This is a genomic window from Idiomarina seosinensis (genome assembly GCF_003987275.1).
Lineage (GTDB): Bacteria > Pseudomonadota > Gammaproteobacteria > Enterobacterales > Alteromonadaceae > Idiomarina > Idiomarina seosinensis.
This window is the reverse complement of the sequence record NZ_PIQF01000001.1, coordinates 514,368-537,327: the sequence shown is the minus strand read 5'-3', so window position 1 is coordinate 537,327 and position 22,960 is coordinate 514,368. Positions and strand designations below refer to the sequence as shown.

Sequence of the window (22,960 nt, the reverse complement as noted above, 5' to 3'; positions counted from 1 at the left end):
CAAGCAGGAAGTAATCATGCACATATCAGAATCTTGGTTTGAGCGAATACACGGCTCTGTCTCAGCAGAGCGCGCCGGCGACACGCGCAATCCGTTTCAAAAGGACAAAGCCCGTATTCTGCATTCGGCCGCCTTTCGCCGCTTACAAGCTAAAACTCAAGTTATGTATATCGGTATGCACGACTTCCCCCGTACTCGACTCACTCACTCATTAGAAGCCAGCCAAATTGGCAGTAGTCTGGTGGTGCATTTTCAATATCATCAATCGGATCTAGCACGCGACCTAAAGCTATCAGAGCCGTTAATAGAGTCTTTATGTCTGGCTCACGATATAGGCCACCCGCCCTACGGGCATGGTGGTGAAATCGCCTTAAACTATATGATGCGACACCACGGCGGATTTGAAGGCAATGGGCAGACATTCAGAATAGTGACGCAGCTTGAAGCCTATACACCATCGGCAGGAATGAATTTATCTCGACGCTCCCTGCTCGGGTTACTCAAATATCCAGTCACAATGAATCAGGCATGCCGACAGACGTTACCTAGCGACATTAGCGATTTTCGTCATCTGCCAACCCGCGACTGGTTACCGGCAAAAGCCTTATACGACGACGATCAAACCGCTTTGTCGTGGGTTTTAAAGGTATTGTCAGACAGTGACAAGCAACAATTACAGACATTTTCAATGGCTCCTTCGGCCAGCACACATGGCCAGAGTCAATTTAAAAGTGTCGACGCTTCTATTATGGAGTTGGCCGATGATATTGCCTACGGCGTCCATGATTTGGAGGATGCAATTGTTGTTGGACTGATTAATAGAGAGCTGTGGATGGCTCAAATGTTTGACCTGTTGCAGGAGCTGGAACAGCAACTTAGCGACTTTAACGCTACTGAGCTAACCGATCAGCTATTTTCTGAACAACATTATAAGCGCAAGCGCGCTATCGGCGGATTAGTTAATCGCCTACTGACTTCTGCCAGACTAGAAACTTATTCGGCACAGTTTAAAGAGCCTTTATTACAATACGAGGCGAACTTAGGCTCACCGGAGCAACAGTTGTTAAACGCTCTCAAGCAGTTTATTTTTCGCTTTGTTATCAGAAAGCCGGAGATGCAGGTGCAGGAATTTAAAGGACAACAAGTTGTTATGGAGCTATTTGACGCTTTATCCGTTGATCCTGAGCGACTACTTCCGGAAAATACTAAACATCGATACTTGTTAGAAAAAGACAAGCTTGATGAGGGAAAAGCAGGTAATCCACAACGGGTTATTGCAGATTACCTTGCTGGAATGACAGATGCCTATGCGGCGAAACTACATCAAGAGATGTTTTCCGCTCGCATCATTGGTTAGGTCAGAGATAAGTCGTCGTCGGCTTTAGCTTTAGCTGCCTTCTCGGCTTTTTCTGCTTCTCTGTCTTCTTTTGTTCTTTTTACTGGTTTTGCCAACAACAACTCGCGTAAACGACCTTCTAACTCATCAGCAATTTTTGGGTTTTCCTGCATAAACTTCATTGAGTTAGCTTTACCCTGACCAATTTTATCGCCGTTGTAGCTATACCAAGCACCGGCTTTATCAACCATTTTGTGCTTAACACCCAGGTCAATAAGCTCACCTTCTTTTGAAATGCCGCGGCCATAAAGAATTTGGAAGTTGGCTTCTTTAAATGGAGGCGCTACTTTATTTTTCACCACTTTTACGCGGGTTTCATTACCAACAACTTCATCACCCTCTTTCAAAGCGCCTGTGCGGCGAATATCAAGACGTACCGATGAATAGAATTTTAACGCGTTACCACCGGTAGTGGTTTCCGGGTTACCAAACATAACCCCTATCTTCATACGAATTTGGTTGATGAAGATACACATGCAATTTGATTTTTTGATGTTCGAGGTCAGCTTACGCAATGCCTGCGACATAAGGCGGGCTTGCAAACCAACGTGGCTATCTCCCATTTCGCCTTCAATTTCAGCTTTTGGCGTCAGTGCTGCCACCGAGTCAACAATCACGACGTCGACACCCCCCGAACGTACTAACATATCGCAGATTTCCAGGGCTTGTTCACCGGTATCAGGTTGAGATACCAGCAAGTCATCGACTTGCACACCCAACGCTTCAGCATAAATTGGATCCAGAGCATGTTCAGCGTCGACAAACGCACAGGTTTTACCGGATTTTTGCGCCTCGGCAATTACTTGCAACGTCAGCGTCGTTTTACCGCTGGCTTCCGGGCCGTATATTTCAATCACTCGGCCAAATGGCAAACCGCCAATGCCTAGTGCAACATCCAGCCCTAACGAGCCAGTAGAGACCGAGTCAATATCCATGGTCTGGTTGTCGCCCAGACGCATGATTGAACCTTTACCAAATTGACGTTCAATCTGTCCAAGTGCTGCATCCAGTGCTTTTGAACGATCGTTGCTCATATTATGCTCCAAATATTAATTACTGGTTTTATAAACAGTATACTGTATGTTTCCACAGTATCAAGTCATTGTTCTAAATTTTTTAACAACACCGATAATGCCTTTACAATGGTCTTTTCGCGCACCGTTTGTCGGTCTCCGGTAAACACCTCTGAGAGTGTTTCGCAGTAGTTTTCCCCAGCGATACTCAACCAAACTAAACCAACAGGCTTGCTGGCACTGCCCCCTCCCGGTCCAGCAATGCCACTCACCGCAATGGACCAGTCGGCTGCTGCGGCTTTACGTGCTCCTTGCGCCATTGCTGCTACACATTCAGCAGAAACAGCACCAACGGAATTCAACACCGACTCTGGCACTTGCAGCCACTGTTGCTTTAACGCGTTAGTATAGGTTATTAATCCGCCATTAAACCAAGCAGAGCTTCCCGCGACTTCGGTAATCACGTATCCTATACCTCCGCCAGTACAAGACTCTGCGGTCGCCAAGGTCTGTTTTTTTTGTGTCAGGGCTTCGCCGACTACCGTAGCTAGTGATATCAGTTGCGCCCAGTTTTGTTGGCTTGTTACCATAACTTTCGCATCCCAAAAAAAGATAATTTAAAGTATGCCAGCATCAGCCATTTCTGAACAGACGATCCAATCACACACACCCATGATGCAGCAATACCTTCGTATAAAAGCTGAACATACGGACATGTTATTGTTCTATCGAATGGGCGATTTTTACGAGCTTTTCTTTGATGATGCTAAACGTGCGGCACAATTACTTGATATTTCTTTAACCAAACGCGGTGTTAGCAACGGCGAGCCAATACCAATGGCCGGCGTTCCTTATCACGCGGTGGAAAATTATTTAGCACGATTAGTGAACAAGGGCGAATCGGTTGCCATTTGCGAGCAAATTGGCGACCCGGCCACCAGCAAAGGCCCGGTAGAGCGTAAAGTTGTTCGCATTTTAACACCCGGCACTATTACTGATGAGTCTTTGCTGACCGAGCGTCAGCAAAACCTTCTTACCGCCATAAACCCATTAAAAAACGGCTTTGCCATCGCCGCATTAGAATTAAGCAGTGGCCGCTTTTGGTTGTCCTCCGCTCAGTCACGTGAACAATTAGCTGCCGAATTACAGCGGTTGCAGCCAGCCGAACTCCTCTATCCAGAAGGCTTTGAATTAAACCAACTACCGCTGGCCAATAGCCGCTGTTGTCGACGGGCTGTTTGGGAATTTGATATCGATACAGCTCAGGGTCTGTTAACCCGTCAATTTAATACGCAACATTTACGTGGCTTTGGAATCGAAGACCACAGTCCACTATTAAGCGCAGCAGGCGCCGTTCTGCATTATGTGCAAGAAACGCAGCGAGCCGCTTTGCCGCATATCCGCGCGTTGCTGCAAGAGCCACCTGATGACGCTATTATTCTGGACGCGGCGACACGCCGTAATCTGGAACTGCAGCAAAGCTTAGCGGCAGCGGACACGCATTTGTCCGCAGTACTCGATGAGACAGTATCAGCAATGGGCAGTCGCAATTTCCAGCGCTGGCTGCAACGGCCGATCAGAGACCATGAAATACTGCAACAGCGCTACGACGCCGTTGAGGGTTTGAGCGATGATGAGCGGTACAAAGCGTTACAACAACAGTTAAAACAGCTGGCTGATATTGAGCGAATTGTCGCCCGAATAGGGCTGCGCAGCGCCCGACCCAAAGATTTCGCCCGGCTGCGCGATAGCCTGGAGTTGCTACCTGAGATAAAAGCCGAGTGTAATCTACCATCGCTAGCTTTTATCGCTGAGCGTATTGCCGAGTTTGAACCACTACAAGACTTATTAGCCAAAGCTATCATTGAACAACCACCGATGCTTATTCGGGATGGAGGAGTGATTGCCAAGGGTTATGATGAGCAACTGGATGAACTACGCGACTTGGCTTCAGGCGCCACTGACTATCTGACCCAACTGGAAAGCAGAGAGCGACAACGGACGGGTATCGCTACGCTTAAAGTTGGCTATAACAAAGTGCATGGCTATTTTATTGAAGTATCGCGCAATGCCTCAGGCGATATACCTGCGGAATATCAACGCCGGCAGACTCTTAAAAATACTGAACGCTATATTATTCCAGAGTTAAAAGCGCACGAAGACAAAGTGTTAACAGCACAAGCAAAATCATTAGCCCGCGAAAAATGGTTATACGATCAACTATTTGACCATTGTTTACCCTGGGTTGCCGAACTCCAGCAAAGCGCTGCAGCCGTGGCTGAACTGGACACTTTGGCAGCCTTTGCACAGCTGGCATTAGAAGAAAATTACTGCCGCCCCAAATTAGCGAACGAGAATAACCTGTTACAGTTAAGCCAATCGCGTCATCCTGTTATTGAAAGACTTAGCGACGAGCCGTTTATTGCTAATGACATCAACCTAACACCCGAACGTAAAATGCTGATGATTACCGGCCCGAATATGGGTGGTAAATCAACCTATATGCGACAAGCAGCGTTAATTGTCATCCTGGCTCATATGGGTTGCTTTGTGCCTGCAAAATCAGCCAGCATCGGTCAATTCGACCGAATCTTCACGCGTATTGGCGCTGCTGATGATATTGCCTCCGGGCGTTCTACGTTTATGGTGGAAATGACCGAGACCGCCAATATATTACATAACGCCACTCCGCAAAGCTTAGTGCTAATGGATGAAATTGGTCGGGGTACTTCAACCTATGACGGTTTATCACTGGCATGGGCGGTAGCTGAACACCTGGCCATTAACAGTACCTGTTTAACGTTGTTTGCAACCCATTATTTCGAGCTCACCGAGCTGGCTGAGCGATTGCCGGCAACAGTTAACGTGCATGTAGAAGCTCAACAACATAACGACAGCATTGTGTTTTTACATCGCGTCAAAGATGGCTCTGCAAACCAAAGTTTTGGTTTGCAAGTCGCGGCTCTGGCAGGTGTTCCGCAAATGGTCATTAAAGCGGCAAAAGTGAAGTTACAGAGTTTGGAAGCAGAGGCTCAGACAGGCCAACAAACATTGCCGTTACCGGAGCCCTCACCAGAACAACCTATTGATGACTCCGTGACGGCACTGGAAAGTCAGTTAAAAGAATTAGAGGTTAACGATCTGACCCCTAAACAAGCACTTGATTTGCTCTATGAATGGAAAAAGGCGCTCAAATGAGCGCCTTTCATTAATTAGGAGAAAATAGCGAGTCCAGCGTAAGACCGCGCTGTTTAAGAAAGTCACGTAGCTTACGCAGAGCTTCTACCTGTATTTGCCGCACCCGTTCGCGGGTTAATCCAATCTCATAGCCCACATCCTCTAAAGTAGAGGCCTCGTAGCCTAGTAATCCAAACCGGCGGGCAAGTACCTCTTTTTGCTTGGGACTAAGCGCGTCTAGCCATTCCGTAATACGCTCTTTAAGATCGCCGTCTTGCAGAACACCTTCCGGACCACCATCGCTGTCATCGGTTAATAAGTCCAATAAGGCTTTGTCACCATCGCCGCCCATCGGCATATCCACAGACGCGATACGCTCGTTTAAACGCAGCATTTTGTTAATGTCCGCGACCGGTTTATCCAGACTGCGAGCAATGTCTTCGGCAGTAGGTTCGTGGTCCAGCTTATGCGCAAGCTCTCGAGCTGCGCGAAGGTAAACGTTGAGTTCTTTTACAACATGAATCGGCAGCCTGATGGTTCGCGTCTGATTCATGATAGCGCGCTCTATGGTCTGCCGAATCCACCAAGTAGCGTAAGTCGAAAATCGAAAGCCACGCTCAGGATCGAATTTTTCGACCGCTCTAATCAATCCTAAGTTGCCTTCTTCAACCAAGTCTAACAGCGCCAGTCCCCGATTAGAGTATCGCCTTGCTATTTTAACCACCAACCGCAGGTTACTCTCAATCATCCGTCGGCGTGCCGCTTGATCGCCTTTCAGTGCGCGCCTGGAGTAAAACACTTCTTCCGCCGCTGTTAATAGAGGTGAAAAGCCTATTTCACCCAAATACATTTGGGTGGCATCCATTTTTCGCTGATATTGTGAGCCTGACGATAATGCCTCTTCTAGTGCTGCTTCTTCGACCTCTGCAACTCGATCAATAACGTCCCCAGTTTCAGAAGTTTGGCTCTCTTCATCCACAGCGTCTGCATTTATGCCATCATTTTCTGTCAGCTCTGGCTTAGTCCTACTCATAACAACTTCCCCTTGTTTTCTACTTCGTGACGAACGACACGCTGACTTCCTTATCCTTTTTTATAATTATAATCCGCGCCTTCACTAGCGGGATTTTGGTAAATAATGGCGTGGGTTCACAGATTTTCCGCGATAACGTACTTCAAAATGAAGCTTCACTCGCTGCGAACCCGAATCCCCCATTTCTCCAATCGTTTCACCAACATCTACCCAATCTTGCTCTTTAACAAGAATCTTGTCGTTGTGGGCGTAGGCAGTTATAAAATCATCGTTATGTTTCAATATAATTAAACGACCAAAACCGCGCAACGCGTCTCCCACATAAACTACTTTTCCAGCGGCTGCTGCGATCACCGGATCGCCTCGCTGGCCAGCAAAATCTAATCCTTTATTACCACGTTCCGCGACCGAAAAGTCCTTTATAACTTGTCCAGTTGATGGCCAACGCCATTGAATATCGCGGTTTTTCACGTTTTCCTGGCGAGACCTTGGTGCCGCCGTTATTACTCTTTTCTCTCGTTTTTTCGGTGTTTCGCTTTTCGCCTTAGTTGTTTGTTTTGCAACTGTTTTTTTCTTGTCTACTTTTTGACCATACTCTTTCTGTTGAGTCTTGGCAACGGGCTGCTTTATATCTTTTTGAGAGCTAGAACTAGTATTGTTATTCGGTTTAGTTTCAGCAACCGGAGAAGTAGGACGTGGTTGTGCGACATCACCCTTTAGCTTTAGCCGTTGTCCCGGGTAAATAACGTAAGGCTTTGACAAATTATTAAGTTTTGCCAGTTGATTGACATCTTGGTTAGCTCGAAAAGCAATGGAATAAAGTGTTTCGCCGGCTTCTACCTGATAGGTTTTGTCCGTTAGAGAATTGGCTTCGTAGTCTTTATAAGTTTTGCCAGTGTAAAGCTCCTCCACCGGCGCCGGGGTTGACCTACTCGAGCAACCGCTGATGAAACTGATCAGCCCAATAAAAACAATAACAGTTGTCATTGGCAATGAGTGCCGGTGTCTCACGTCCATGAGGTGTCCTTAACGACTTGCTCGATAAATAACATACCCGAGCACAGCGAGTACCACAACACCCCAGCCAATCCGATCCACGTATAGCCGCAACTTGACGGCCATCGCTGGTCCACCGGTTTTTAGTAGCCAGGCAACCAAATAGAATCTTAAGCCGCGGCTAATAGCAGACGCAATAACAAAGGGTAAAAACGCCATCTGCATAACACCGGCCGTTACCGTAAACAATTTGTAAGGAATTGGTGAAAAGCCCGCAATAAACACAATCCAGATGCCATAGTGCTTAAACCATTCAGTAACTTGCTCCAGCTTTTGTTGATAACCCAGTGATTCAACCGCTGGCAAAACCAGGCTTTCGTACGCCCAATAGCCCAGTAGATAACCCAGTATTCCACCGGCTACCGAGGCTATTGTGGTTAGCCCCGCTAATCGCCAGGCTCGCTTTGGCTGTGTCATGGCCATCGGCGCCAACATCACATCTGGCGGGATAGGAAAGATAACAGACTCGGTAAAACTCAAAGCAGCGAGCAACCAGTCAGCCTTGGGATGTTGCGTCCATTGCAGCACCCGGTCGTATAATGCCGAGAATATTTTCAAAGTAGTTCACCCTTTACCAAGGGTACAAATCGAACATCACCAATCCGTTGCTGTTCGATATTATCCCCAAAGCGGCGTAATACGGTCAGCGTCTGCTGTTGCTCACCGACCGGGATAATTAATACACCACCATCAGCTAATTGTTCGACTAACGCATCCGGTATTTGTGCGGCAGCTGCAGTAACGATAATTCCATCAAACGGCGCTTTGCTGCGCCAGCCTTCCCAACCGTCGCCATGACGCATCGCGACATTATGCAAATCTAAATTACGCAGACGCCGCTTTGCCTGGTATTGCAATTGCGCTATCCGCTCTACGCTAAACACCTGATCCACCAGTTGGGCCAAAATCGCCGTTTGGTAGCCGGAGCCCGTTCCAATCTCCAGCACCCGGCTGCAGTTATGCTGTATCAGTAGCTGCGTCATCGTCGCCACCATCAACGGCTGCGATATTGTCTGACCATTACCGATAGGTAGTGCGGTATTTTCATACGCTTTATGTGCCAACGATTCTGGCATAAAAAATTGTCTCGGCGTTTGCTCGATAACGGATAGCACTTTGTCGTTGGTAATGCCGGCCTGACGTAAAACATTAACCAGTTTTTTAGCGCCCCCGGATGAAGAGAATTTTGTCATTTTTCTGCAGATAACCATTCAGTAAGAGTGTCTTTATGTCGCTTAGCAGTCATGTCCGAACTTAACGGTGTAATTGATACATAACCTTCGTGGACAGCAGTAAAGTCTGTGTCGGGCGCATCATCTGCATGATGCCCGATAGGACCATACCAAAAGATTTCGCGACCAAACGGGTCTCGATCATGCACCATCGTTTCAGCACGATGACGACGTCCCAGGCGAGTTACTCGAGTACCTTTTATTTTATCAAACGTGGTGTACGGAACGTTAATATTAAGCACTGTATCAAGTCTAAGCGGATTATCTTCCATTGCCTTTACGATGTCAGCGACCACGCGTCCAGCTGTCTCGTAATAATCATGGCCTTTGCCGCCCATCGATACTGCGATAGCGGGCAATCCTTTAAAGCGCCCTTCCATCGCGGCTGCAACGGTTCCTGAATACAACACATCATCGCCCATGTTAGGGCTATCATTAATACCTGATACGACCAAATCGACTTCGTCTGCAAACGGCGAGTTGGTGCCTAAATGAACACAATCCGTTGGCGTACCATTTAACGAATAAAAGCCATTGTCGAGCTTTTGTAAGCGCAACGGATTGTGCAATGTTAATGAGTTGGAAGCACCACTGCAGTTACGGTCTGGCGCAATGACGCGTACATCCGCTACTTCTTTTAATGCCCGGTATAAGGCGTGAATTCCCGGAGCATGCACTCCATCGTCATTACTCAACAGAATTTTCATCATTATCAGTCACCGCCAGGTCGATTAGTTCATTGATACAGGTCGTTGCAAAACTTCCCGTAGGTAATGCAAATTCAATAGTTACGTCGGCTTGCTGCCAGGTTAATTGAGGTTGGTGTAAAAATAACTGCCACGGGCGCCGCGAGGCCTTAAGCCGCACCTTCGCAAAATCGGCAATCCAGTCGCTGTACTCGGCCAGCTGTTGCTGCTCAAATTCGCTTGCCTGCCCTTCAACTTTACCAGGGCCATCTTCTCCTGGCATTGGACAGGTTAATTGAATGTCGCCACTGGCCAGTCTGGCAAGTAATTCATCGTCCCACTGCTGCACCGTAAATACTGACTGCGAACCTTGTAACATGACACAGTCGCCGGCTAATGGCGTGAAACCGTGCTGCTGGAAACGTGCCGCGGCTATATGATTGAATAAATAAGAACGCATAGCAGATAACCACAAACTGCGTTTAGCTTTGGAAATTTTACCCGGTTTATCAGCCGCTATCCATTGGCGGGCTGAACTTACATTCTGGCCGTCATGGCCAAATCGCTGACTGCCAAAATAGTTCAGCGTACCTTTCTCACAGAGGGCCTTCCAATTCTGTTCAAACTGAGCTTTATCAACAACATCACGCAGCCGGATGACAAAATGATTCGCCTTATGAAAACCTAGCTTTAACTTTTTAGTACGGCGAATAATTCGTTCAACAGAAACCCCGGGCACGTCCAATTGCGACCAGTCCAGCAAATCACTACCCGGCAGCTGCACCGAGTACCACTGCCAAGTTATCGCGTTGCGATCTTTCATACCTGAATAGCTAACCTGGCGCGGATTTACTCCCGCAAATTGCGCCAATCGCTCAGCAACAAAGCGTGTATTAGCGCCCTTCTTTCTGATCCATAGCCATTGATGCTCGCCCTCTCCTTCGTCCTCAACTTGCAGCTGCTCGCGGACTTGAAAGTCTTCGGGCTGTTGTTTGAATACAGCCGTTGTTCTTACCTGATTTAAGCGGGGTAATGTCATTTTTGGGTCCCGTCCTGAGCTGCCATCAAGATCACACAATGGCAGGCTATTCCCTCTTCCCGGCCAACAAAGCCGAGTTTTTCTGTGGTCGTTGCCTTAACGTTAACCGCATCAACGGTAATATTCAGCCCACTGGCAATTGATTCGCGCATGGGCTGAATATAAGACGCTAATTTCGGAGCCTGCGCGACCACGGTTACATCTAAGTTTGCCACTGCAAACTTCTTTTCAGTAGCCAGCCGCAAAGCTTCCTGAAGCAAAAGCATACTATCGGCGCCCTTATAGCGACTATCGGTGTCCGGGAAGTGCTGACCAATATCACCAAGCGCCATAGCACCGAGCAAAGCATCAGTAATAGCATGCAGGACTACGTCGCCGTCAGAATGTGCTATTAAACCAATATGGTGAGGGATATCAACGCCAGCTAATATCAGCGGTTTATCGGCCCCCCACTTGTGCACATCATAGCCGTGTCCAACTCGTATCTGCATTACTACTATTCTCCTTTAATTACACCTTTAAAAAAGCAGTTATCAATTCTAAATCTTCAGGATGAGTTATTTTTAGGTTCTTAAGTGATCCCATAACTAGTTTTGGGTGATAACCGATGAACTCCATTGCCGAGGCTTCATCAGTAAGTGCTGGATTATCTGTGCCCATCTCGCTGATAGCATCGGCCAGCAGCGACGCAGAAAATAACTGCGGTGTCTGTGCCTGCCAGAGGTTGTCTCTAGCAACATTGGTGGAAATAATGAGCTGGTCCGGTTCACTGCGTTTTAACGAATCTCGAACAGGGACTGCAACAATTGCGCCGTTATCATCGTGGATACCCGCTTTAATAACCGCTGCCAATACTTCTGCGGGCAGTCCGGGCCGTGCGGCATCATGCACCAGCACATGCGTATATTGTTGGGTTATTGCGTGTAACACACCGGATAATACGGACTCTGCACGGGTATCACCACCGGCCACGAAGGAAACTTTCGGCCGGCTTAATGGCAATTGATGCTGAGCATTTTCACTAACCGCAATAAATACGTGTTCTACTGCCTCGTTTTGTAATACCGCATCAACGCTATGCTGCAAGATTGAGCGCCCTTGTACCGTAAGAAACTGCTTGGGTACGGATGATTGCATCCGTTTGCCATAACCAGCAGCGGGAATAACCGCCGCAATACGCACTGGCTCACTCATGAGCTCGGTCCTTCAGCTGATTGCTCAATTAACCGCGGATTCGATATTGTGGCGGGAACAATACGGAAAAATACTTCGTCTTTTTTTATCATGCCTAGCTCGTTGCGAGCACGCTCCTCAAGCGCATCTTCACCCTCGCGAAGATCCTCGATATCAGCGTAGAGCACCTGATTCCGGCGCTCTAAATTTTGATTGGTTACTTGCTGGTTCTTGACTTCTTGCTGCAAACGCCAATAATCCGGCAGACTGTTTTTTCCAAACCATAACCGGTATTGTAGCGCCAGCATTAAGGTCAACAGCAGCAAAATCACCACTCGCATGCTCTGACTCCATTGTTATTATTTGTCTCATTATGAAGACATATCTGCGGCGTGAAAAGGCTGCCGCGCGGATTTTATTGTCTGACAGGTTAAATATAGGTAATACAACTCAGTGATCGAATATATTATCGCAGGAATAGTGTTGTTATTGGCAACAACATTACAAGGTATTAGCGGGTTTGGTTCAGGTCTTGTCGCCGTGCCTATCCTGGCCCTTTGGTTTCCGCTAACCACGCTAACACCAAGTTTATCCGTTATTAATATTTTTGTCGCCGCGATTATCTATTGGAAAAATCGCGAAGCGGCTCGCCCTTCGCAATGGAAATGGTTAATTATCTCCGGCGTATTAGCATCATTGGTGGCGGGCAGTCTGCTGCTCAATATTAATGAGCAATGGTTAAAAATAGCACTTGGTCTGGTGATTCTGCTGGTCGCCGCACTGTTGGCCTCCGGTCGCCAGCTTCCCACCGCTGAGCATACGGCAGGTTATATCTCGATTGGTACCGGGTCTGGTATTTTAAACGGTTTAATGACACTAGGCGGACCTCCAATAGTGTTGTTTCTAGCCAATGCCCGCCTACCGAAGCAACAGTTCCGAGCCACGCTCAGCCTGTTCTTCCTTGCCATCGCCGTAGCTAATGTGGTTAATTTTTCCCGTCAGGGCATTTATCAGACCGAACATTTGCACTTAGTCGCCACACTTTTACCCGCAGCCATCGTTGGTGCAGCTATCGGGCAACGATTGCAACATCATTTTTCTGAGTCTCGATTTCGGCAATTAACCATTGCCTTAATGCTATTGTCAGGAATGATTGTTATCCTACAAAGCATTTAGAACAGCGCGATGAATTTAGGAGTAGTGAATGCCGGCTGAGTTGTTGGTGGTCTTATTAAACCTGATTATTATTTTGGTCAGTTACTTACACCTGTACCCAAAAGTTGCCGGTAACAATATTAACAAAATTGCGTTTTTTGATCTGTTTGCAACTGGGCTAGCGTTATTTATCGTTGGCTTTAAGTATTGGGGAACCGGCTATCAATTTGCATTAATGAGCTTCTCTCTTAACTGGTTCTGGTACACATTCATCATCTATTTAGTACTTGAGATACCCATTGTGCTTTGGTACTGCAAAAAACACGACGTAAAATTTAAATAAAGGATAACAATATGGCCGCATTCGGTACCGTATTTATGCCAAAGATGACCTTGGCAACCTACGAAAATGAACACTGGAGCCCAGCACGACTGGTTAATTCAGACGCCATTCAGTTACACCCTGGAGCACACGTACTGCACTACGCAAGCACCTGTTTTGAGGGTTTAAAAGCATTCAAACATAGCGACGACTCGATTAACATTTTTCGCATGGATCAGAATATCGAGCGGATGGCTCAGAGCAGCCAATTACTGTCATTACCGCCGATCGATAAACAACTACTGAAACAGATGATCATCGATGTGGTGCGCGAACATATTCATCAGGTACCGGCACCTCCGGGCTCCATGTATATTCGGCCGACTCATATCGGTACCGAACCCGCTATCGGTAAAGCGGCGCATCCGACTAATAGCTCCATGCTGTATATATTGTTGTCACCGGTTGGTGATTATTTTTCAGGCGGTATCAAGCCACTCAAGTTACTTATCGAGGAAAATGGCTCACGTTGCGCGGCCCATATGGGAATGATTAAAAGCGGCGGCAACTATGCCAGTGCATTGGGACCAATATTAGCGGCTCACTCAGAATACCAGGCGGATCAGGTGCTGTTCTGCCCTGATGGGGATGTACAAGAGACCGGCGCGGCTAATTTCTTGTTAATTGATGGTAACGAGATCATTACCAAAAGTCTGGACAGTAGCTTTTTACATGGTATCACCCGTGATTCAATTTTAACCCTGGCACGCGATTCCGGAATGACGGTGAGTGAACGCGAATTAAGCGTTGATGAACTGATCGAACGTGCCGAAAAGCGAGAATGTGAAGCAGCATTGTCCGGTACGGCAGCGGTGTTAACACCGGTCGGCACCTTAATTCGTGATGGTCAGCAAGTAACTGTTGGCAATGGCCAAGGCGGCCCAACGACCCAACGTCTGCGCGAGAGTCTGAACGCGATCCAATGGGGCGAACAAGCCGATAGTCATAACTGGTTAACCCGTATTGATTAAACCCGTATAGTTTTTAATTGGCCCGCCAATAAGTCGTACCCTTTGCTGGGGTGCGACTTTTTTATGTCTAGCACTATTTGCCTTTATTAGATATTTAGACTAATCTCTAAATATCTAATAAAGGACATTGCCATAATGCAACAACAAATCGTTTTTAAAGCGTTATCCGACCCCACAAGACGCCGGATACTCCATTTATTAAAGCGACAATCAATGAGCGCGGGTGATATTGCCGAGCATTTTGATATCGCTAAGGCGTCATTATCTCACCACTTCAGTATTTTAAAGCAGGCCGACTTAGTCCGCACTGAGCGCCAAGGCCAGCGAATTATTTACTCGCTTAACCTTTCTGTGTTCGAAGATGTGGCGTCTTTAATGTTTGATCTTTTCTCCGGGAGTTAACTTATGAACGATAAAAAAATTCCAGCAAAACACCGATGGATTAGCCTTTTATTTATAGCTGCTATAAGCCTGATAACAGCGCTAGCTTATCCCTACTTGTCAGACTCGATACCGGTACACTGGAACCTGGCAGGCGACGTCGACGGCTGGATGAATAAACCTTGGGGGGCACTTATTCTGCCACTGACAATGGTTGGTACCTGGCTATTATTTGAGGTACTTTCCTTTATTTCGCCAAAGGGCTTTAAACTGAACGAGTTTATCGATGTGGTTGGGCTGCTGATGTCCATCATTATTGCCTTTCTGGCGGTTATCAGCTTAGCTCAGATAGCCTATGCGCTAGGCTACCAAGTAGCAATGACACGAGTCATATCAGGCGCTTTAGGTTTGTTATTGCTGCTCACTGGCAACTACTTTGGCAAGTTGCGAAAAAACTTTTTTATTGGTATCCGTACGCCCTGGACTCTTGCCAACGAGGAAGTCTGGAATCGCACTCACCGCTTGGCCGGCTGGCTGTTCGTACTGGCTGGTTTAGTACTATTTATCAGCGCATTGCTGACCACCAGTAGCTGGTTGATACTACCGGCAATACTAATAGCGGCATTAGTTCCGGCGGGCTATTCGCTATGGATCTATAAGCGTCTTGAGGGTTAGCAAACGGTTTAGCGGGCAATGGACAATGCAACCTGAAACTTCTTCCAGTCCAGGGTCGCTACTAACAAGAGTTCTCTTAAGGTTAAGGTGCGCGGGTTAATCCGACTTTTGTGATTCCACTGATGGCCGCAACTGGCAGCGGTCATCACGCGTTTGTTTGGTTTTAGTAGCGTTTCTGCTGAGCTTTCGCCTTCGCCGCTAAAAGTAAACCAACCGCGATAGTTTAAATGCACCCGATTATACTTGGTGTCGACCCGGTCGATACTGTCGAGAAAAATCGTTTTAAGCTCGGCAGTTTGATAGGCTACCGGCACCACTAAGCCAAGCGCAGCGTGCTTTTCAAACCACTGATGTTGAGTTTTGGCGGCGCTTGCGGTGCTGCTAGTTGTTGGACACTTGCTGGCTTGGGGAGCTTGCCAACTGGCATTTTGTACATCCAACGTTAGCGGCGATTCCTCCGCCACACGAATACAACCATGCGCCGCGCGTTGAATATAAAACGGCAGACTGGCCAGACGCCGCTGTAGTGCAGCAGCTGGCATATCGTCCACTTGCGCCAGCTGGTTTAATTCCCGTTCGTACAAGGCAACGCACAGCTCGGCGAAATCACCGTGCTGTGCGATAGGCTGGAAAATGTCAGCCTGTTGTTTAACCAGCGTTGACTTCCTGTCGGCCGCGGTAAGGCGCTTTGCCATTCAGTTCGCCCTCAATACGCAAAAGTTGGTTGTACTTGGCGACGCGATCAGAGCGGCACAGTGAGCCCGTTTTTATTTGGCCTGCCGCTGTGCCCACTGCAAGATCAGCAATGGTCGCATCTTCGGTTTCGCCGGAGCGATGCGAAATTACTGCACTATAGCCCGCGTCACGCGCCATCTTAATCGCTGCCAAAGTTTCCGTCAGGCTACCAATTTGATTAAACTTGATCAAAATTGAGTTGCCAATCGACTTATCAATACCCTCTTGCAAAATACGAGTGTTAGTAACAAACAGGTCATCCCCTACCAGTTGAACTTTATCGCCCAACTTCTCGGTTAAGACTTTCCAGCCATCCCAGTCAGCCTCGTCTAATCCATCTTCGATGGAAACAATCGGATAACGATCGCAAAGCTCGGCAAGGTAATCGGCAAACCCGGCAGCATCGAACTCTTTGCCTTCGCCACTCAATTTATATTTGCCGTCTTTATAAAATTCTGACGCCGCGCAATCCAGTGCAAGAGTAACGTCTTTACCCATTTCATAGCCGGCTGCTTCGACCGCTTCAACGATTACTTGCAGCGCTTCTTCATTTGAAGACAGATTAGGAGCAAAACCACCTTCATCACCGACAGCCGTGCTCAAGCCGCGTTTTTGCAGGACCTTTTTCAGCGCATGAAAAATTTCCGCGCCAATACGCAAACCTTCTTTAAAGCTCTCTGCGCCAACCGGCTGAATCATGAACTCTTGAATGTCTACGTTGTTATCTGCGTGCTCACCACCGTTAAGAATGTTCATCATCGGCAGTGGCATGCTGTATTTTCCAGCAGTATTGTTTAAGTTTGCAATATGCTCGTACAGCGCAATGTTCTGACTTGCGGCTGCAGCTTTAGCCACAGCTAAAGAAACCGCTAAAATTGCGTTGGCACCGAGCTTTTCTTTATTGTCGGTACCATCCAGACGCAGCATTACGTCATCAACTGCCGTTTGGTTATCGGCATCGTTACCTCTTAGAGCTTCAGCGATCGCCTCATTAATATTCGCAACCGCTTTCTCGACACCCTTGCCTAAGTAACGAGACTTATCGCCATCACGCAATTCTAATGCTTCACGAGAGCCAGTCGATGCGCCACTAGGAGCGGCAGCGCGGCCCATATGACCGGATTCTAAATACACATCGGCTTCAACCGTTGGGTTACCACGAGAGTCCATGATTTCACGGGCAACAATACGAGTAATTTTGCTCATTATTCTGTCCTGTCCTTAAATTCGATTAACCTAAACGTTCTTTTTTGTAGTTACCGGCAGCTTCAATAAAGCCCTTAAATAGCGGATGCCCATCGCGTGGAGTCGAGGTAAACTCTGGATGGAACTGAACCGCAACAAACCACGGATGATTTGGGTTTTCGATAATTTCGACTAACTTCTTATCGTGTGAATACCCGCTAAATTTTAAGCCTGCTTGCTGCAGCGGCTCAATAAAATGATTATTAACTTCGTAACGATGGCGATGACGCTCTTCAATGGTTTCAGAGCCGTACAGTTCTAACGCTTTACTACCCGGCTCTAAGTGACACTCTTGTGAACCTAAACGCATGGTTCCGCCAAGATCTGAACTCTCGTCACGCAATTCTTTTTGGCCCGAAGCATCCATCCACTCGGTAATAAGTCCCACGACCGGATTGTCGCTGTCCGGATCAAATTCGGTACTATTGGCGTCAGCCAGCTTTGCTACGTTGCGGGCGTATTCAATCATCGCAACTTGCATACCTAAGCATATTCCCAGGTAAGGAATATTGTTTTCACGAGCATACTGCGCCGCGATCAATTTACCGGGAACGCCACGATCACCAAAGCCACCAGGCACCAGAATCGCATCAACGTCCGCCAGTTTATTCGTACCTTTGGACTCCAGATCCTGGGCATCAATATAGCGAATATTAACCGTCAGACGGTTTTTTAAACCAGCATGCGCTAATGCTTCATTAACCGACTTGTAGGCATCCGGTAGCTCGACATACTTACCGACAAAACCAACGGTAACTTCGCCGTTTGGATTCGACTCCTGATACAGCACTTGTTCCCATTCGCTCAAATCTGCTTCCGGGCAGTCCAGCCGGAATCGATGCGTAACAATTTCGTCCAGACCCTGCGATTTTAGCATCGATGGAATCTTGTAAATGCTGTCGACGTCACGTAAACCAATAACGGCTTTCTCTTCAACATTAGTGAACAGAGCAATTTTGGAACGCTCGGACGCAGGTAATGAGCGATCTGAACGACAAATCAAAATATCCGGTTGAATACCGATAGAACGGAGTTCTTTTACTGAATGCTGGGTGGGCTTGGTTTTTACCTCTCCAGCAGCACCCAAAAACGGCACCAGCGTGAGATGCATAAATAGCGTGTGGTCGCGCCCAACTTCGGTCCCGAGCTGGCGAATTGCTTCTAAGAACGGCTGTGATTCGATGTCACCAACCGTTCCGCCAATTTCAATAATGGCAATATCGGCGCCTTTGCCACCCTCGACTATCCGACGTTTTATTTCATTAGTAATGTGAGGGATAACCTGGATGGTTGCGCCCAGAAATTCACCTTTACGTTCGCGGCGAATAATATCCTCGTACACCCGCCCGGCTGTAAAGTTGTTATGGCGCGTCATGCGGGTACGGATAAAGCGTTCATAGTGACCCAAATCAAGGTCGGTTTCGGCCCCGTCTACGGTGACAAATACTTCACCGTGCTGGATCGGACTCATTGTTCCGGGATCCACGTTAATATAGGGGTCGAGTTTAAGGATGGTTACGTTAAGGCCCCGTGCTTCAAGAATCGCTGCTAAAGAGGCTGCAGCAATACCTTTACCCAGCGAGGATACAACTCCGCCGGTTACGAAAATATAATTTGTCGCCATGTGTTACCCAGTTGGTCAGGTCAGTGTAGGGAATTCTTTAAGACGGGAAAATAGTATACCGAAAGAGCTACCTTACGACAAATAAAAAGGCATCTGTTATCATGTCGCGCTATAGCTATTCAGGGAGTTTTTACATGTCATCCTGCTGCGGCACATCCTCACAAGATAAAATTGATAGTAGTCAGCGACGTTTGTTATAGACCGTGTTGGTTCTAAACGGCGTCATGTTTTTTGTCGAGTTTATCGCGGGCTTGCTTTGGCAGTAAATATCGCCTGTTTTTTATTGCTCTACAGTCACCGCAATGGCGATATCAATATTCGCGCCAGTTGGATCTGCTCGCGCAATGATATGCTGATGAATACCGGCGTTATAACTTCCGCCCTACTGGTAGCTCAACTTCAGATGGCATGGCCGGATCTATTAATTGCCACACTGATTGCTTTAATTGTTTTACAGTCGGCACTGCGTATTATTCGTGACGCGAAAGCGGTAAAAGCCGGCGAAAAGACTGATATCTCAGGCTGTTGTGGTTAATGTCGCTTAAAGTACTGGGAAATTAACGATACTGTATGGAACAGTGCGTAGCCAGCAGACCCTAAAACCAGTGCCCAGATCGGAATAAATATAACAGCTAGTGCTGAGGTCGAAGATGCACTATCAGGTGTAAATAGCGTGTACTGCATACCCCAGTAACCATATAAATGGAAGCCGGCAAGAGCAATAAGCATCAGCCACAAGTTTAACTGCCCGTTGGCGCTTAGGCTTAGTTTTGATTTTGCCGCCAATAAAGCTAGAGCAATATAAGGAATAGCACGGAATGATGCGGTAAAAATATAGCTATCGAAAGACGCAAACTTAAAAGTTTTTGCGTAAGCTTGCTGCATGTCGAGATCTCCGACAAAAACCGCTAATAGCCAGGTTGCCAGATATTCATTCACCAGAACGAATGATGCCAAAAGTGCGATCCAGAAGCTCCGTTTCATATAAATTTCCTTAATAAAACTTGTACACGACTACTCTTGTTTAGCAATTTGCCATAGTTCTTCTAATTGTTCCAGATTGCAATCGGTAGCGTGTTTGTTCTGTTGTCTCAAGCTCTGCTCTATGTGCTGAAAGCGGGTTTTGAATTTTTCGTTAGCACGCTGCAAGGCTCGCTCTGGATTAACCTGCTTGTGTCGGGCTAAATTGACTACCGCAAACAACAAGTCGCCCACTTCCTCTTCAATATGATCGTGTTCGGTAGCTTCTTTGACTTCCTGAATTTCTTCTTCAACTTTGGCATAAACCGGTTCGGCATCATTCCAGTCAAAGCCAACCGAAGAGGCGCGTTTTTGCAGTTTAGCCGCTTTTAAAACACTCGGTAACTGACTCGGTATATCGTCAAATACCGATGCTCTAGCGTCCTTTTTAGTGCGCTCTTGATGCTTTATCTGCTCCCATTGCGCTTTTATTTCAGCGTCGGATAAATTGCGTTCAGCATCCGTCCCAAACACATGAGGGTGACGATGAATTAACTTGCTTGCGGTGTGTTCGGCAATATCATCAAAATTAAATTCGCCCTGCTCATTGGCCAGTTGCGCGTAAAAAATAACTTGAAACAGTAAGTCGCCAAGTTCGTCTTTAATTGAAGCCATGTCGCCCGACTGAATGGCATCCACAACTTCATAGGTTTCTTCAATCGTATAGGGCAGTAAAGACTCAAAGTTTTGTTTTAAATCCCACGGACAGCCCGTTTCAGGATTACGCAGACGCTCCATGACTTCAATCAGGGCGGCAGTTCCTTTAAATTCACTCATACGACTTAAACTCTCTGTACCTGTTCAACACCGTTAATTTGTCGCAAGCGCTGACTAATGCGTTGTAGACTCTCATTATCTTTTACCGCCAACTGCAGCACAATGATCGCGGTTTGGGAGCTGCTATCTGCATCACTATCCATCTGCAACACGGCGGCTTTCTCATTGGATAGAATGCTGGTGATATCGTGCAATAGACCATTACGGTCCATGGCAGAAATCCGTAAGCCGGCCTGATAATCCTGTTTAGTCTGCCGCGACCAGCTGACATCAATCCCCCGCTCAGGGTGTTGATGCAGTAAATGCCCGAGTTGATCACAGTCACGACGGTGGACTGACACGCCCCGTCCCTGCGTAATAAAGCCCATAATTGGCTCGCCAGGTAAGGGTTCACAGCATTTCGCGAACTGCATCATCAAGTTGCCAATACCCTCGATAACCACCTCGGAGGTGCCACCCAGCTTGCGTTTGTTAACTTTACTGCGTTTTTTCAGCTGTTCCAGCCGATCTTCTTCGCTCGCCTGTGGTTTAACTTGATTCACCACCTGCTGCAATCTGATATCACCGGCACCAATGGCGGCCAATAAATCATCCAGGCTGGTCACGTTAAAGCGTTCTAAATCAAGCGACTTACTCACTTTCGCCAGCGTTAGCTGATGTTTCTGCAATTCATTTTCGAGTAGCTCTTTACCGGCCGGAATATTCTTTTCACGATCGAGTTTTTTAAAGTAGGTGTGTACTTTGGCTCGCGCCCGCGAAGAGTGCAGATAACCCAGTTGCGGGTTTAACCAATCACGGCGCGGCTTAGCGGTTTTCTGAGTTAATATTTCAACCCGATCACCGTTTTGTAACTGATAAGTGAAAGGCACAATACGGCCGTCAATTTTCGCCCCGACACATTTGTGCCCAACCTGGCTGTGAACGTAGTAAGCAAAGTCCAACGGCGTCGAACCCATCGGCAAGTCGACTACCTCACCTTTCGGGGTAAATACATAAACACGGTCTTCAAAAACCTGGGAGCGGATTTCATCGACCAGACTCTCACTGCCCGCCATATCCTCATGCCAGGCTAGTAATTTGCGCAACCAGGCAATTTTATCTTCAAAGCCATGACGCTTGCCGGGTGCAGCTCCTTCTTTATACATCCAGTGTGCAGCAACACCCAATTCCGCGTCATCATGCATATCGTGCGAGCGTATCTGAATTTCAACGTTCTTATCTTCCGGACCAATCACCACGGTGTGAATAGACTGATAACCATTGGGTTTAGGCGTGGCAACATAGTCATCAAATTCTGAAGCAATGTGCCGCCAGCTTGAATGAACGACACCGAGCGCAGCATAACAGTCTTTCAGGTTGTGAGTGAGAATACGCACGGCGCGGATATCAAACAACTGATCGAACTGCAGATGCTTTTTCTGCATTTTGCGCCAAATCGAATAAATATGTTTCGGACGACCATAGACTTCAGCCTGAATCCCCTGCTCATCAAGCGCTTGCTGTAAACTTGATACAAAGTTATCAATATACTGCTCGCGATCGGTGCGCCGCTCGTGCAGACGCTTAGCAATGGTTTTATAGGTATTAGGGTGTAGGTAACGAAACGCAATGTCCTCGAGTTCCCACTTAAGCTGTCCAATACCTAAACGGTTGGCCAGCGGCGCATAGATTTCAGCGCACTCTTTAGCGGCTAACACTCGGGTTTCTTCGTCGGCCGCTTTTACTTCACGCAAATAACAAATACGTTCGGCTAGTTTGATCAGCACGGCCCGAACATCCTCGACCATCGACAGCAACATGCGCCGCACGTTATCAATTTGACTGCCATCGGGCTGGCCGTGCTGAAAATGTTGTAAATCGCCGATACTTTGCATTTGCTGCACGTTACGCAGCAATACGATTAAAGTCTTTGACTGTTTGCCATTTAACTTGTCTAAATCAAGTTTCCCAGCATCGAGTAACGGCACATACAAAGATGCCAGTAACGATTCAGCATCGAGTTTTAACGGGGCCAGTATCTCAACCATTTCCTGACCTTTTAGCAGTGCTTCTGGGTGCTCGGGAAACTGCTGCTGCAACTGCGCTAAGGTGTTTTCTAAGGGTTCAGGATCGCTGACCGCGTTCAGCCAATGCTGTTCGCTGTCTTTGTATTTGGGATCATCCACGTGGGTACTACGTACATGGACCATG

25 protein-coding genes are annotated in these 22,960 nt (G+C 47.3%); 8 read left to right on the top strand and 17 right to left on the bottom strand.

The genetic code is table 11. From position 1 onward, the window contains the following. Positions 1-16 precede the first annotated feature (16 nt). Positions 17-1,357: an anti-phage deoxyguanosine triphosphatase gene (locus CWI81_RS02585; protein WP_126783667.1), complete on the top strand. Its 1,341-nt coding sequence runs from the start codon at positions 17-19 to the stop codon at positions 1,355-1,357. Here the strand turns inward: CWI81_RS02585 and recA are convergent. Then, complete coding sequence (recA, locus tag CWI81_RS02580) at positions 1,354-2,430, bottom strand: recombinase RecA (RefSeq protein WP_126783666.1); 1,077 nt, start codon at positions 2,428-2,430, stop codon at positions 1,354-1,356. The genes CWI81_RS02585 and recA overlap by 4 nt on opposite strands. A gap of 65 nt (positions 2,431-2,495) precedes the next feature. After that, positions 2,496-2,999 (bottom strand): CinA family protein, encoded by a 504-nt coding sequence (locus CWI81_RS02575; protein WP_126783665.1) that lies wholly within the window; start codon positions 2,997-2,999, stop codon positions 2,496-2,498. Between the two features lie 34 nt (positions 3,000-3,033). On the opposite strand from CWI81_RS02575, the gene mutS reads away from it, so the two are divergent. After that, positions 3,034-5,607, top strand: a complete 2,574-nt coding sequence (gene mutS, locus CWI81_RS02570) for a DNA mismatch repair protein MutS (RefSeq protein WP_126783664.1) — start codon at positions 3,034-3,036, stop codon at positions 5,605-5,607. A gap of 10 nt (positions 5,608-5,617) precedes the next feature. Here mutS and rpoS read toward each other — a convergent pair whose 3' ends face one another. The 9 genes from rpoS to ftsB all read right to left on the bottom strand — a co-directional run bounded on the left by rpoS (position 5,618) and on the right by ftsB (position 12,146). Continuing rightward, positions 5,618-6,619, bottom strand: a complete 1,002-nt coding sequence (gene rpoS, locus CWI81_RS02565; protein WP_126783663.1) for an RNA polymerase sigma factor RpoS — start codon at positions 6,617-6,619, stop codon at positions 5,618-5,620. An 84-nt stretch (positions 6,620-6,703) separates the two neighbouring features. Next, positions 6,704-7,606 (bottom strand): peptidoglycan DD-metalloendopeptidase family protein, encoded by a 903-nt coding sequence (locus CWI81_RS02560; RefSeq protein WP_241970322.1) that lies wholly within the window; start codon positions 7,604-7,606, stop codon positions 6,704-6,706. Positions 7,607-7,645: 39 nt separating this feature from the next. After that, on the bottom strand, positions 7,646-8,233 hold the full coding sequence (locus CWI81_RS02555) for a YqaA family protein (RefSeq protein ID WP_126783661.1): 588 nt from the start codon (positions 8,231-8,233) through the stop codon (positions 7,646-7,648). Further along, positions 8,230-8,868 (bottom strand): protein-L-isoaspartate(D-aspartate) O-methyltransferase, encoded by a 639-nt coding sequence (locus tag CWI81_RS02550; protein ID WP_126783660.1) that lies wholly within the window; start codon positions 8,866-8,868, stop codon positions 8,230-8,232. The genes CWI81_RS02555 and CWI81_RS02550 overlap by 4 nt, the downstream gene beginning before the upstream one ends. After that, a complete protein-coding gene (surE, locus tag CWI81_RS02545) occupies positions 8,865-9,617 on the bottom strand; it encodes a 5'/3'-nucleotidase SurE (protein ID WP_126783659.1) in 753 nt (250 codons plus the stop codon). Before surE ends, CWI81_RS02550 begins: the two co-directional genes overlap by 4 nt. Continuing rightward, complete coding sequence (gene truD / locus CWI81_RS02540; protein ID WP_126783658.1) at positions 9,595-10,632, bottom strand: tRNA pseudouridine(13) synthase TruD; 1,038 nt, start codon at positions 10,630-10,632, stop codon at positions 9,595-9,597. The genes surE and truD overlap by 23 nt, the downstream gene beginning before the upstream one ends. Beyond that, entirely contained in the window at positions 10,629-11,123 is a 495-nt protein-coding gene (gene ispF / locus CWI81_RS02535; RefSeq protein WP_126783657.1) for a 2-C-methyl-D-erythritol 2,4-cyclodiphosphate synthase, read from the bottom strand. The genes truD and ispF overlap by 4 nt, the downstream gene beginning before the upstream one ends. Before the next feature lie 19 nt (positions 11,124-11,142). Continuing rightward, positions 11,143-11,826, bottom strand: coding sequence for a 2-C-methyl-D-erythritol 4-phosphate cytidylyltransferase (ispD, locus tag CWI81_RS02530; RefSeq protein ID WP_126783656.1), 684 nt, complete (start codon positions 11,824-11,826; stop codon positions 11,143-11,145). Next, positions 11,823-12,146 (bottom strand): cell division protein FtsB, encoded by a 324-nt coding sequence (gene ftsB, locus CWI81_RS02525; RefSeq protein WP_126783655.1) that lies wholly within the window; start codon positions 12,144-12,146, stop codon positions 11,823-11,825. The genes ispD and ftsB overlap by 4 nt, the downstream gene beginning before the upstream one ends. A 112-nt stretch (positions 12,147-12,258) precedes the next feature. Between ftsB and CWI81_RS02520 the strand changes: the two genes are divergently transcribed. From CWI81_RS02520 to CWI81_RS02500, 5 genes are all read left to right on the top strand, one after another. After that, positions 12,259-12,981: a sulfite exporter TauE/SafE family protein gene (locus CWI81_RS02520; RefSeq protein ID WP_241970321.1), complete on the top strand. Its 723-nt coding sequence runs from the start codon at positions 12,259-12,261 to the stop codon at positions 12,979-12,981. 28 nt (positions 12,982-13,009) lie between these two features. Continuing rightward, positions 13,010-13,303 (top strand): hypothetical protein, encoded by a 294-nt coding sequence (locus CWI81_RS02515; RefSeq protein WP_126783654.1) that lies wholly within the window; start codon positions 13,010-13,012, stop codon positions 13,301-13,303. Positions 13,304-13,314: 11 nt separating this feature from the next. Beyond that, entirely contained in the window at positions 13,315-14,313 is a 999-nt protein-coding gene (locus CWI81_RS02510; protein ID WP_126783653.1) for a branched-chain amino acid aminotransferase, read from the top strand. Positions 14,314-14,448: 135 nt separating this feature from the next. Further along, entirely contained in the window at positions 14,449-14,715 is a 267-nt protein-coding gene (locus CWI81_RS02505) for an autorepressor SdpR family transcription factor (RefSeq protein ID WP_126783652.1), read from the top strand. Between the two features lie 3 nt (positions 14,716-14,718). Beyond that, on the top strand, positions 14,719-15,369 hold the full coding sequence (locus CWI81_RS02500) for an SdpI family protein (protein ID WP_126783651.1): 651 nt from the start codon (positions 14,719-14,721) through the stop codon (positions 15,367-15,369). Between the two features lie 8 nt (positions 15,370-15,377). Here the strand turns inward: CWI81_RS02500 and CWI81_RS02495 are convergent, their stop codons facing one another. The 3 genes from CWI81_RS02495 to CWI81_RS02485 are packed head-to-tail and all read right to left on the bottom strand — an operon-like array spanning position 15,378 to position 18,973. Further along, a complete protein-coding gene (locus CWI81_RS02495; protein WP_126783650.1) occupies positions 15,378-16,064 on the bottom strand; it encodes a hypothetical protein in 687 nt (228 codons plus the stop codon). Next, positions 16,018-17,310: a phosphopyruvate hydratase gene (eno, locus tag CWI81_RS02490; protein ID WP_126783649.1), complete on the bottom strand. Its 1,293-nt coding sequence runs from the start codon at positions 17,308-17,310 to the stop codon at positions 16,018-16,020. The genes CWI81_RS02495 and eno overlap by 47 nt, the downstream gene beginning before the upstream one ends. 25 nt (positions 17,311-17,335) lie before the next feature. After that, the gene (locus CWI81_RS02485) at positions 17,336-18,973 is read right to left on the bottom strand and encodes a CTP synthase (RefSeq protein ID WP_126783648.1); all 1,638 of its coding nucleotides are present in this window, start codon (positions 18,971-18,973) and stop codon (positions 17,336-17,338) included. 256 nt (positions 18,974-19,229) lie between these two features. On the opposite strand from CWI81_RS02485, the gene CWI81_RS02480 reads away from it, so the two are divergent. Further along, positions 19,230-19,508: a cation efflux transmembrane domain-containing protein gene (locus CWI81_RS02480; RefSeq protein WP_420809712.1), complete on the top strand. Its 279-nt coding sequence runs from the start codon at positions 19,230-19,232 to the stop codon at positions 19,506-19,508. On the opposite strand, the gene CWI81_RS02475 is transcribed toward CWI81_RS02480, so the two are convergent. Genes CWI81_RS02475 through relA form a run of 3 tightly spaced genes read right to left on the bottom strand, consistent with a single transcriptional unit; the run spans position 19,505 to position 22,959 of the window. Beyond that, positions 19,505-19,957 carry a hypothetical protein gene (locus CWI81_RS02475; protein ID WP_126783647.1) on the bottom strand — a complete coding sequence of 151 codons (453 nt, stop codon included), beginning with the start codon at positions 19,955-19,957 and terminating at the stop codon, positions 19,505-19,507. The genes CWI81_RS02480 and CWI81_RS02475 overlap by 4 nt on opposite strands. Positions 19,958-19,987: 30 nt before the next feature. Continuing rightward, positions 19,988-20,770: a nucleoside triphosphate pyrophosphohydrolase gene (gene mazG, locus CWI81_RS02470; protein ID WP_126783646.1), complete on the bottom strand. Its 783-nt coding sequence runs from the start codon at positions 20,768-20,770 to the stop codon at positions 19,988-19,990. Positions 20,771-20,775: 5 nt separating this feature from the next. Continuing rightward, on the bottom strand, positions 20,776-22,959 hold the full coding sequence (gene relA, locus CWI81_RS02465; protein ID WP_126783645.1) for a GTP diphosphokinase: 2,184 nt from the start codon (positions 22,957-22,959) through the stop codon (positions 20,776-20,778). Position 22,960 lies beyond the last annotated feature (1 nt).